Here is a 12,009-nt window from a genome sequence, read left to right as displayed (position 1 = left end):
GGGCTGCTTTACTATTGTGACACAGTCTGCAAGCCGGAATGACGGAAAGGGACAATGATAACAACAATCTAAGCAACTACCGATTACTTATGATGGAGAACAAAATTACCCTGTGCCGCGAATTGCCCTGTGTTTGTCGTGCAATTGACAAATCGCTGGAAATAATTATATCTTACTCCAAAGAGGTGCCGATTAAAATATAAATTTGACAAAAAATTTTTCTGGCGAGGGTATCGGTATAAAATCTGATGTTTACCGGTTAATTTGTAGAGCTGCTGTCAAATGAAGGAGGAATTAACACAATGAAGCGATGCGCAAGCGGACACTACTACGACTCCGGCAAGTACTCCAATTGTCCATTATGCGGGGTTGATATCCCCAACATTGGCTCAACGCGCCCGAAAGGGGGCAGCCACCCAACAGACATTTTCCCGGCCACGCGGGCAAAGGCCGGCTCGCCTGCCCCCAACATTGAAGTGGAGACCGTCGGGCTTTTCACAGACAAGACCGGCACAGACCCCGTCACAGGTTGGCTCGTCTGCATTGAAGGCACCCAAAAAGGGAGAGATTACAGATTACGCAGCGAAAAGAATTTTATAGGGCGCGCCGATACAATGGACGTGTGCATCAAAGGCGACGAGGCCATATCAAGGCTCAATCACGCGGTGGTGAGTTATAATCCCCGGACAAACTCCTTTAAAATCATAACTGGTGAGGGCAGGGGCATCGTTTTTTTAAATGGAGAGGAGGTTGCCTCAGTTAAAGACCTCAATCCATACGACGAGATAGAGCTTGGAAAGACAAGGCTGAAGTTTTTCCCATGCTGCGGGGAGTATTTTAAATGGGAGGCATAAGGCCGGGGGGCACGGTGCTTTGCCTGATAGGGTTGATATTACTGATGGCGCTGCCAGAGCCGCTGTTGGCGGGTGATATAGGGGGTTTTCGCATCGAACAGGCCTTTGTGAAGCTGCCAAACATAAAGGTGTATGCCGAAATGCCGCAACCTAACGGTGGTGATAACAAGACCGTTGATAATGACACCGGCAAGATTCAAATCACAGGAAGCCTTGGCTCCACTCAAACTACCACGGCAGAGATGCTGCCTTTCGCTCAATCGGGCGAGGGAATTGGCTATGTGTTCTTAGTGGATATATCCGAGTCCCTCAAACCGCCGCAATTTGAGCGTATGCGGGAGGCCATCTCCGGCCTGATAGGAAACATGGCGCGAAAGGATATGGCGGCCATTATAACCTTTGGCAAAGACGTGAGGGTGGTGTGTGACTATACGGCGGACAAAAATGAATTGAAGACAAAGATAAACGCGCTAAAACTAACTGACCAACTGACACAACTCCACAGGGGGCTGACCAGGGCGGAGGAGATGGGCAGACGCAAGGACGCCAGCCTTCCGGCAAGAAAGGTAATCATAACGCTCTCAGACGGTGAGGATGACTTCGCCGGAGGCATGACCAAAGACGAGGTCATAGATATGCTCAAAGTTGACAGAATCCCTATCTACGCCATAGGATTTTATAACCCACCGTCAACTCCAAAAAAAGATGAACATCTCAAGACGCTTGGCGAGTTTGCAAGGAGGTCAGGCGGGGAGCTGATAAGGGCAAACGACTTGCCGTTGGGCGAAATATATACGATACTGCATAACAGGATTCGCAACTCGTATATAATTAATCTGACCTGCGCCAGTTGCGTGGGAGACGGGCAGGCCTACAGGCTTCAACTGGCGCTGACCGCGGGGACGAAACAAATGACCGATGGTATGGATGTCCGAGTGTTGCCACGTGTCAAGGCTGCGCGTACGCCCTCAGCCACCCCGGCGTCCGCGCCCGCGGCATCTGCCGTGCAGGGTAGGGCCACTGAGCTTGCCGTCTATCCCATATCTGCCGCCATCGCCTTAATTGTGGCATTAATCATACTTATTGTAATGAGATGGAGACAGAGGCTAAAACAGCAAAACAATGCCATTGTGGCCAGGACTGATTGCACCATGCAACAGCAGCGGCCTAAAGAGGAGCCGTTAAGGGATGAGCCACCTGTGCCACCGGCACCTCAGAGGGGAATACGACTCAAATTCACTGTTACCGGCCCGGCCCGCAAGACCATGTCCTATGAGGCAGTGCTGGATAAACCCATCGTGATGGGGCGTAATCGGGCATATTGCTCGGTAACAATCGCCGATGACATAGAGATTTCGGGCGTCCACTGTGAGATAAGCAGAAGCGGCGGCAAGTGTTATATAAAAGACCTTGGCTCAACCAACGGCACACTGGTAAACGGGGTGTCTCTGACGTCGGTACAAAAAATTGACGACGGCGATACCATAACATTAGGACAGACAGAGCTGCGGGTGTCCATACCGGCCCAAGCCGATAGATAAGATGAGCGTAATCCCTGGAAACGCCCAACACCAGGGCACACGCAAAGAACAACAGGACTCAGTGGGGTTTTCTGATTTCGCGGACAGCCGGTTCGTCCGGCATGGAGGCGTTATGGCCGCCCTCGCCGACGGCATGGGAGGCATGGCCAATGGAAAACAAACGAGCCATGCCGCACTGCAAGGCATGTTGGAAAGTTATATGTCAAAGCGCCCTGATGAGGCAATAATTGCCGCCCTTTACAGGGCGATTATCTGTGCCAATGACCGCGCGGCCTCAATATCGGACGGCGCTGAGGCTGGTGGGGCTATGGTCGGCACTACTATGGCCGCCTGTGTTGTCCATAACTCCTTTCTGTACTGGATTTGCGCAGGTGACAGCAGGATATATCTCCTCAGAAACGACGCGCTCACCCAAATAAACACAGACCATACGTACGAAAACGAACTGATGAAGGAATTCGCCGCCGGTGATATAACAAAAGAGGAGATTTATAACCACCCCGACAGATTTGCGCTGACAAGCTACCTGGGGATGCGGCAGATAAAGGCGATAGACAGAAACGTCAGGCCGTATCCTCTTTCAGTAGGGGACAGCGTTATTCTGTGCAGCGACGGCCTGTATAATTCCCTCACGCCAGCCGAGATGCGGCAGGCCATAACCCAAGACCCTCAAGCCTCGGCAGAGTGTCTGGTGCAAAGGGCAATATCAAAGCAGCGGCCAAACCAGGACAACACGTCGGCGGCAGTGCTGTCATGCCAACGGGTGGGCGGGACGTCTTTTTTCAGCAGATTTATGAGGAAACTGGCCTCTTTGATTGTAGTGGCCGCCATGTTTTCAGGGCCTTTTTCAGCCACTGTCAGCGTGGCCGATAACCTTCCTATAAAGAGGATGAAGGACAGTACGGTAAGGATAATTGATTTCTACAATGGAAAACCGATAGGCTCGGGGTCAGGCTTTGTCATAGGCGATGGTTATTATGTTGTAACCAATTGGCACGTAGTGGAGTGCATAGAGAAGGGGTGCGAACCAAAAGTCGTGCTCGGATTTGAGGATGTAAGAGGCGTCAGAATTGTTCGCCACTCTGAGATAAAGGATATAGCAATTCTAAATCTATCGAGAAGGCTTGATAAACCGTCGGTTGAGCTTGTGTTAAGCGATAAGGTAGAGGATGCCCATATAGTTTACGCGATAGGATTTCCTGGTGCCGCCGATTATGGAATGGACAAGGCAACTTTTTTAGAACCAAAGATATCAAAAGGCATAATAAGCGCAAAGGTTACAACCCCTGAAGGAGTAAGGATGTACCAGACAGACGCGACAATTAATCCTGGCAACTCAGGCGGTCCAATGTTTAACGACAAGGGTTATGTTATCGGGATAAACTCGTTAAAAATTGTAAAAAAGGATGTACAGGGCATCGGCTGGGCGATTCAGGTTGACGAGCTTGTCTCTGAACTCAGGATGGCAGGGGTCATGTATTCAGAGGGAGCTATCGGGGGTAGACAGCCGGAGCAAACCCCTAATCCGGAGCTTTCTCAAACGCCCACGCCAGCTCAATCTCCGGCCCAATCGCCAACACCACAACCCACACCTGCTCCCACTAAAACTCCACGCCCGCCAAAGCACACCCCCGCGCCTAAGGTTCAGCCTGATAACAAGACTAATTACATGGCCGGTGCCGCTGTCATAGGGGCGATTGCCATTGTTATTTGTTCACTGCTCCTTATGAAGAGGCGTAAGGGTATTGCGCCCGTAAACGCGGCCCCTCCGGCAGCCGGTGCGCAGAGGCCGCTTCTGATAGGGTTGAGCGGCGAATATGCCGGTGCCAAAATCCCCCTGCTCACCGAACAGGTGGCAATAGGGCGCGACCCGCACAAGTCAAATCTGGTCTTCACGCGCTCAAGCGATACGATAAGCGCGATACACTGCAAGGTGGGCTATGACATACCGGCTAAGTCTTTCTACATTGAGGACTGCGGCTCAAAAAACGGGACTTTTTTACGCAGTGGGCAGCGCCTGCCCGCCAACCAGAGATACTACGTCGGGGCTGGCTCTAATTTTTACCTGAGCGACCATATAAACATGTTTGAGCTGGGGTTTGAAAGATGATAGAATTATTTAAGACGCAACCGTTTACGCACAGAGGCGGAAGGCCAAACAACGAGGACTACTGCGGGTTTATAACGTTGGAGGACTTTGCCTGCTGGGCGGTTGCCGATGGGGCAGGTGGCCATGAGGGTGGTGAGGTTGCCTCTGAGACCGCGGTTGAGGCCATACTGGACGCCTTTAAGGCCGACCCGGGGCTGTCTGTGAGCCATCTTAATAAATATCTGGAAAGCGCGCAGCAAGAGATAATTAAGAAACAAAAGTCCCCTGATACCAGCTCCATGCGCACGACAATAGCGCTGCTGGTAAGCGATTATAACAATGCCCTGTGGGCGCACGCGGGAGATTCGCGCATTTACATGTTTAAAGATGGCCGCGTATGTTTCCAGACCAAAGACCACAGCGTGCCTCAGGCCCTTGCCGACTCCGGGCAGATAAGCACAGAGCAGATACGCGGCCACGAAGACAGAAACCGAATCCTGAAATCCCTCGGCACTGAGGGCGGAGTAACGGCGACAATCATGGGCGATAAGGTATCTGTAAGGCAGGGGGACGCCTTTTTAATATGTACAGATGGTTTTTGGGACAATATAATGGAGACAGAGATGGAGATAGACTATGCAAAGTCTGAAACGCCGCAAGAGTGGCTAACGCACATGTGCGGCAGGATAGTAAGGCGAGTTGACGGCCAATATGACAACTACTCGGCAATAGTGGTTAAGGCGGAATAACACTGATGGCATCGTTAAAGGCAATATGTCCGGGTTGTTTTCAGGACAAGGGTGCGGTTGTAGTCTGCCCAAAGTGCGGCTTTGATGAAGGTGAAGACCAGGGCGCGCTGGCCCTGCCGCTAAAGACAATCCTCAACGATAAAAAATACATCATCGGCAAGGTACTAGGCAAACCCGGCGGCTTTGGCATAACATATCTGGGCTGGGACATGACATTACACAACAGGGTGGCCATAAAGGAATACATCCCGCGCCATCTGGCAAGCAGAGGAAGCGACAGGAAGACGCTTGAGCCTCACTCAAAAGAATCCGGTGCGGATTTCAAATACGGCCTGGAGCAATTCCTCCATGAGGCGCGAACGATTGCCAAGTTTGACAACGTGCATATCGTAAGGATAAGGAGTTTTTTCGAGGAAAACTCCACTGCGTACATAGTGATGGACTACTACGACGGGATTTCCCTGATGGAATATTTAAGCAGGCAGCCGGACGAAAAAATCCCATGGAAGACTGCCGTTGATATAATGATGCCAATACTGGACGGGCTAAGAGAGGTACATGAAAACAATATCATACACAGGGATATTAAACCGCAAAATATATATATAACGACAGGCGGGAGGCCGATATTGCTGGATTTCGGGGCGGCAAGATATTCATTTGGCAACAAGACGCAGGCCCTGACGGTAGTGATGACCCCGGGCTATGCGCCGCCGGAACAGTATCACGCAAAAGGCAAGCAAGGCCCGTGGACGGATATATACGCCTGTGCGGCAACGCTCTATAATCTGATTACCGGAGAGGTCCCAACAGACGCGGCTGAGAGGTTAGCGCAAACCACTCTAAAACCCCCGGTTGAGATAGTTCCTGACATACCTAAACCCCTCAATGACGCTATTTTAGCGGCCATGGCGATAGACTTCAACGTACGCCCCGTCTCGATAAAGGATTTTCAGGATATGCTCTTAAACGTTTCTGACACGACAACCGTCGTCAATGACAAAACCCCACCTGCCAAAATAGATTGGGCTGCCGTATTAAGAAATAAGAAACTTCAAAAGATTGTACTCGCAGCAGCAATAGCCGCCGTACTAATAGCGCTTACCATTACGGGCATTTCACTGTACGCAAGGGAATCGCAGAGAAAGGCTCAAATCGAAGAGCAGAAGAAAATAGATGAACAAAATGCGGCAGAGGCGAAGCGATTAAAGGAAGAGGCTGCCCAAAAAAGGGAAGAGGCCAAAAAACAGGCGGCCATAGACCGTGAACGAGGGAAGGCCTTCGCCTCCAAACAGGACTACGCAAGCGCCATAGGGGCATATACCAGGTCAATAGAAAATGAACCGGACGTGGCAAGTTATTATGGCAGGGGGCTTGCCTATTTGGAGTTGAGGCAATACAACAACTCCGTGTCAGATTTTGGCGAGGCAATAAAAGGCGATCCCAAACAGTATCTCTACTATATGAACCGTGCCATAGCGAATAACAAGAGGAATTTCTACGCTGAGGCAATATCTGATTTTCGCAGGGCGCTTGAGCTAAACCCGCCGGACATGGGGCATCGCTATGAGATATACGTTGAAAAGGCCACCGCGCACTTCGACATAAAGGAATACCATGCGGCGATTGCCGACTACACCAGCGCCATAAAGATAAATCCAGATAAGGACGGCGCATACGCCTACCGTGGATTCTTATATCAGATGACTGGCAATTGTGAGGCGGCAATAGAAGATTTCACAAGGGCGATACAACTAGCTCCCAAAGAGGGATTTAACTACCGGCTCAGGGGCATAAGTTATTATGACAAAAAATGCCCGCTTATGGACGTAAAGAAAGGGAACTCAGACCTGACCGCCGCGGTGCGCCTTGGGGATGAGGGTGCTAAGGAGGTAATCCTGAAACTCTCCTCAGAGGGACGGTTTTAAAGGCATCAGGGGGTATCTTTATCGCGGGCGTGGTTATTGTTATAGTATACACTGCGGCTGGAATTAGACATACATGTAAGACAGTCATATTTATCGTAAATTATTCACTGAGGTGGTCACCCTGAACAGGAAATACTCTCCGGCGATGCGCCGTTTGTTGATATGCACTGTGGTTACTCTGACAGTGGCGGCGGTGCTTTTGGGCCTTATCTTGTATGATGTTACGAACTCTGCCCACGAAAGAGAGCGCGCAAAGACTATGCTGTTGCTGCAGGATGTGGTTGCCCGCCTGCACGCCGACACTATGCACGGAGCGGCTATGGGCGCGGCTCTCCTTATGGGTTTGAACGAACCCCTGATAAAAGATATGGCAATGGAGAGGCTGCCGCGTGATGACCATGATACCCTGCTTAGACTGGTTGCCGCTAAACGCCTTTTTGGCGCGGACGGTGTTTTTATAGTAAATGCCGCCGGCGCCATAGTCGCCCACGAATCCGATGTAAAAAGGTCAACCGGCATGGACATGTCAGGGCGGTCATACTTTAAGCAGGCTATGGACAACAAACCCAGCGTTTACCCCGCTATAAGTATCAGCACGGGCGATAAGGTTTTCTATACGGCAGCCCCGATTCACGAAGGGGAGACTATTAACACACCTGTAATCGGCACATTGACGATGCGAATACCGGCTGACCCCATAATCATTAAGCGCATGGAAACGCTTCCGGGAGAAGCGCTATTGTTGTCGCCCGAGGGAATTGTCTTTGCCAGCACAAACCACTCATGGGTTTACTCTTCGGCAAAACTCGTCACGAAGAAACTCATGGAAGAGGTGAGAAAAGAAAAACGTTATGGTAAGATTCTCGACAATAACCCACCAGCGGTGCTGCCGTTTAACATTGAGGAAACATCAACCAAAATTGATGGTAAACGCTATGCCATAAGCAGGGAACTCTTTGATTGGAACGACCTTGGCGGTTTGTGGCAGCTCGTCGTTATTCAGGATACGACGAGTTGGGCTTCTACTTTAGATATCGCAATCATAATAGCGGTTGTGGTGATTGGCAGCATGATTTTCGGATTCTTGCTTTATATAATTCTTCGACAGCGTGAGCGTAAGACACAGGACGACATTCGTATAAAGAAACTCAGCAGCGCCATTGAGACCTCCCCTATAGCGGTCATGATTACCAGTACGGAAGGACAAATAGAATACGTCAACGAGGCCTTTGTTCAAACTACAGGGTACACCGCGGCAGAGGCGATTGGAAATAAGCCGCGTATGCTCAAAAGCGGCCTCACGCCGGAGGAGACATACAGTTCTCTTTGGGCCGCGCTTAGGGCAGGACAATCATGGCAGGGTGAATTCATAAACAGGTGTAAGGGCGGTGGCCTTTGTACGGTGTTTTCTATCATCACACCGCTTACTGACGAAAACGGCACGGTTGTCAACTACGTATGCCTTCAGGAGGATATCACCATTCGTAAACAGCTGGACGAAGAGCTTCACAGGTCGCAGCAGCGTCTTTCGCTTCTCGTACAAAACTCTCCGCTTGGGATTATTGAGTGGGACGCTAACAACAAAGTAACCGCGTGGAACCCGGCGGCAGAGCGTATATTTGGCTACTCCAAAGAAGAGGCGATGGGAAGGCTTGCCGCCGAGTTTATCATACCAGAAGACACGCTCCCTGATGAATTTCCCGCAGAACCTATGATTGCCCACGACGGCAGCGTGATTGACGCCAAGGTCAATATCACAAAAGACGGAAGGCGTATCGCGTGCTTTTGGTTTAACGTAGAGCTCATAGATGAGACAGGCAATACAATCGGAGTGGCTTCCCTTGTTGACGACGTTACCTATCGCAGGAATATGCTGGCTGATTTAAACAAGTACGTAAAAGATTTGGAACGATTCAATAAACTGACCGTTGACAGGGAAGAGCGTATGATACAGTTGAAGCGTGAGATAAACGATCTATACGAAAAAGTCGGACTTACGGCGAAATACAAGATTGTCAGTTGATATAATACCACAGAAGGAGGCTTAATGCTTAGACAGATAAGGACTCAGCCGCTATTCAAATATAGCGTCAGATGGGCGGGCAGTGCTTAACATAAACGAAGATGGCCTCAATAAGATATCTGAGGTCTTTCGTCTTATTCTCAGCGGCAAAAAGCCCGGCGCAATTGCCTTAGCCGCCGATTATCCTGATAATGAGATGAGCCAGATGGTTGGGGTTATTAATAAGTTCATAGAGGAATACAACGGCACTACGGAGCTGTTTTTTGCCCTTGCCAAGGGCGACGTCCAATTTGAGCCTCCAAAGAGTAAGACGCGAGCTGCCCAGTCTCTCAAGAGTTTGCAGGCAAGCCTTCGGAATCTTACATGGGTTACCAAGCAGATAGCAAAGGGGGATTTCACCCATGAGGTTGACTTCATGGGTGAGTTTTCAACGGCCTTTAACAGCATGGCAAAGCAGCTTGAGAAGTCATTTAACGACCTGAAGGCCGTGGAAGAGAACCTGCAAAACAGGGTAAACGATATGGAAAAGATGCGCCTTGCCATGTTAAACATCATGGAGGACCTGCAGGAGTCCAGACAAGAGGCCGAGGCGGCCTCAAAGGCCAAGGCCGATTTCCTCGCCAACATGAGCCACGAGATACGCACCCCGATGAATGCCATAATAGGCATGGCACACCTTGCCCTGAAGACCGAACTCACGCCAAAGCAGCGCGACTATGTTCAGAAGATACAAAACTCAGGGCAGCACCTGCTTGGCATAATCAATGACATTCTTGATTTTTCCAAAATAGAATCTGGAAAGCTGGACGTAGAGGCCATAGAGTTTGAGCTTTCCCCTGTGTTGGATAACCTTGCCACGCTGGTGTCTGATAAGGCGGCTGCAAAGGGGCTGGAATTAATATTTGACATAGACCCACACCTGCCTGATAATCTTGTCGGCGACCCGCTGCGCATCGGGCAAATACTGATAAATTACTCTAACAACGCGGTAAAATTTACCAAAGATGGTGAGATTGTAGTGAGTGCCTTTATCGCGGAGGAGGATGGGATGGGCCTGCTTTTGCGTTTTGAGGTCAAAGACACTGGAATTGGACTAACGGAAGAGCAAAAAGGGAAATTATTTCAGTCATTTCAGCAGGCCGACACCACCACCACACGCAAGTATGGCGGCACGGGGCTTGGGCTTGCGATATCTAAAAGGCTTGCCACTCTGATGGGCGGAGATGTCGGCGTAGAAAGCGAATACGGCAAGGGCAGCACGTTTTGGTTTACCGCGCGGGTTCAGAAAAGTAAGGCGCTGAAAAAGAACCTGACTCTTGAGCCAAAGCTCAGCGGCAGCCGCGTGCTTGTTGCCGATGACAACCCACAGGCCTTACACATACTAAGTGAGCAACTGCGCCTGATAGCCTTTCGAGTAGAGGAGGCCTCATCGGGCGAGGACGCGCTCAGGGCCATAGCCGAGGGCGACAGCGCGGATGACCCATTTGTTATCTCATTTATTGACTGGCAGATGCCCGGGCTTGACGGGATTGAGACAGCAGAGCGGATTGCCGCCCTGACGTTGAAGCACAATGCCCCGCACGCCATAATAGTGGCCGCGCAGACCACCGATGAGCTGCTTCACCGGGCCGAGTCAGTCGGCCTTCCTGTCATCATTAAACCGGCAAGTCCCTCCACAGTGTTTGACGCCGCTATTACGGCCATTAAAGGCAGTGGGCACACCGAAAGGGTTGCCAGCGTGAAAGGGCAAGCCGACCTTTCCACTATTGCCGGGGCGAGGGTTCTCCTTGTCGAAGACAACGAGTTGAACCAGCAGGTGGCGATGGAGCTGCTTGCTGATAGCGGCTTTATAACCGACCTTGCCGAAAATGGTGAGATTGCCGTGCGCATGGCCACAGAGAGGCATTATGACATTATACTTATGGATATGCAGATGCCGGTTATGGACGGGGTTACGGCAACGATAGAAATCAGAAGGCACAAGGAGTGCGCTGAGCTGCCGATTATCGCAATGACGGCAAACGCGATGACAATTGACAGAGAAAAGTGCCTTGAGGCCGGGATGAACGACCATGTGGCCAAGCCCATAGACCCTGATGTATTGTTTGGCCGCCTGTTAAAGTGGATACCGCCGATTGCGGCTGGAGTAGCTCCCCGCCAGCCTACTGCCATTACTAAACCGCCGGAGCTGGACGACGCCAGGATTGCCGCACTGAGGGGCATTGTCGGCCTTGATGTGGCAAGCGCCTTAAAACGCGTCCTCGGCAAACCGGCCTCATACATATCGCTCTTAAAGAAATTCATAGCCGGGCAGAAGAACGCGGCAGAAGAGGTAAAGACGGCCGTCTCCGAAGGCCGCCTTAACGACGCCGAGCGCATTGCCCATACGGCTAAGGGGACGGCCGGCAACATCGGGGCAACTTACGTACAGGAACAGGCTGCACGCCTTGAACATGCGATTAAGCACCACACGCCCGATGAGCAGACAGAGGCAATACGCAAAGAGTTCGCAGATACGCTTGAGGGATTTCTCACGGCATTGCAGGGCGCCCTGCCAGAGGAAAAGAAACCACAGGAGACAGGTTCATTCGATATTAAAACGCTTATGCCAATCGTCCTGAAATTGGAGACCTTGCTTGCGGATGACGACTCAGAGGCGGCCGACGTATTTGCGGAGTCCTCGGCGCTGCTCCTTGCCGCCTTTGGCGTGGCGGCCGGAGAAATAGAAACCGCCATACAAAATTATGATTTTGAGCAGGCGCTCCTGACGCTTCGCCGCTCAAAAGACGCCTTAATAAATAACCCCTTAGCAATGGAGGAATAAC

At 50.9% G+C, this 12,009-nt stretch carries 7 protein-coding genes; all 7 read left to right on the top strand.

Annotation, left to right across the window (positions count from 1 at the left end; all coding sequences use genetic code 11):
* The first annotated feature begins 302 nt into the window (after positions 1 to 302).
* The 7 genes from AB7D94_RS04440 (at position 303) to AB7D94_RS04410 (ending at position 12,008) form a co-directional block, all read left to right on the top strand.
* Positions 303 to 854, top strand: a complete 552-nt coding sequence (locus AB7D94_RS04440) for an FHA domain-containing protein (protein WP_420264520.1) — start codon at positions 303 to 305, stop codon at positions 852 to 854.
* On the top strand, positions 842 to 2,395 hold the full coding sequence (locus AB7D94_RS04435; protein WP_420264519.1) for a VWA domain-containing protein: 1,554 nt from the start codon (positions 842 to 844) through the stop codon (positions 2,393 to 2,395). Before AB7D94_RS04440 ends, AB7D94_RS04435 begins: the two co-directional genes overlap by 13 nt.
* Position 2,396: 1 nt before the next feature.
* Complete coding sequence (locus AB7D94_RS04430) at positions 2,397 to 4,505, top strand: trypsin-like peptidase domain-containing protein (protein ID WP_420264518.1); 2,109 nt, start codon at positions 2,397 to 2,399, stop codon at positions 4,503 to 4,505.
* Positions 4,502 to 5,233, top strand: a complete 732-nt coding sequence (locus tag AB7D94_RS04425; protein WP_420264517.1) for a PP2C family protein-serine/threonine phosphatase — start codon at positions 4,502 to 4,504, stop codon at positions 5,231 to 5,233. Before AB7D94_RS04430 ends, AB7D94_RS04425 begins: the two co-directional genes overlap by 4 nt.
* A gap of 5 nt (positions 5,234 to 5,238) precedes the next feature.
* Complete coding sequence (locus tag AB7D94_RS04420; RefSeq protein ID WP_420264516.1) at positions 5,239 to 7,161, top strand: protein kinase domain-containing protein; 1,923 nt, start codon at positions 5,239 to 5,241, stop codon at positions 7,159 to 7,161.
* A gap of 154 nt (positions 7,162 to 7,315) precedes the next feature.
* On the top strand, positions 7,316 to 9,184 hold the full coding sequence (locus AB7D94_RS04415) for a PAS domain S-box protein (RefSeq protein WP_420264515.1): 1,869 nt from the start codon (positions 7,316 to 7,318) through the stop codon (positions 9,182 to 9,184).
* A gap of 82 nt (positions 9,185 to 9,266) precedes the next feature.
* The gene (locus tag AB7D94_RS04410) at positions 9,267 to 12,008 is read left to right on the top strand and encodes a response regulator (protein ID WP_420264514.1); all 2,742 of its coding nucleotides are present in this window, start codon (positions 9,267 to 9,269) and stop codon (positions 12,006 to 12,008) included.
* The last annotated feature ends 1 nt before the right edge of the window (position 12,009 follow it).

This window comes from Candidatus Magnetominusculus dajiuhuensis, assembly GCF_046044395.1.
GTDB lineage: Bacteria > Nitrospirota > Thermodesulfovibrionia > Thermodesulfovibrionales > Magnetobacteriaceae > Magnetominusculus > Magnetominusculus dajiuhuensis.
The sequence above is the reverse complement of the archived record's forward strand: the minus strand, read 5'-3'. Positions and strand labels throughout refer to the sequence as shown.

Excerpts from the sequence above, each read along its gene's own strand:
- AB7D94_RS04440 (WP_420264520.1), top strand. The coding sequence starts at position 303 with ATGAAGCGATGCGCAAGCGGACACTACTACGACTCCGGCAAGTACTCC.
- AB7D94_RS04435 (WP_420264519.1), top strand. The coding sequence starts at position 842 with ATGGGAGGCATAAGGCCGGGGGGCACGGTGCTTTGCCTGATAGGGTTG.
- AB7D94_RS04430 (WP_420264518.1), top strand. The coding sequence starts at position 2,397 with ATGAGCGTAATCCCTGGAAACGCCCAACACCAGGGCACACGCAAAGAA.
- AB7D94_RS04425 (WP_420264517.1), top strand. The coding sequence starts at position 4,502 with ATGATAGAATTATTTAAGACGCAACCGTTTACGCACAGAGGCGGAAGG.
- AB7D94_RS04420 (WP_420264516.1), top strand. The coding sequence starts at position 5,239 with ATGGCATCGTTAAAGGCAATATGTCCGGGTTGTTTTCAGGACAAGGGT.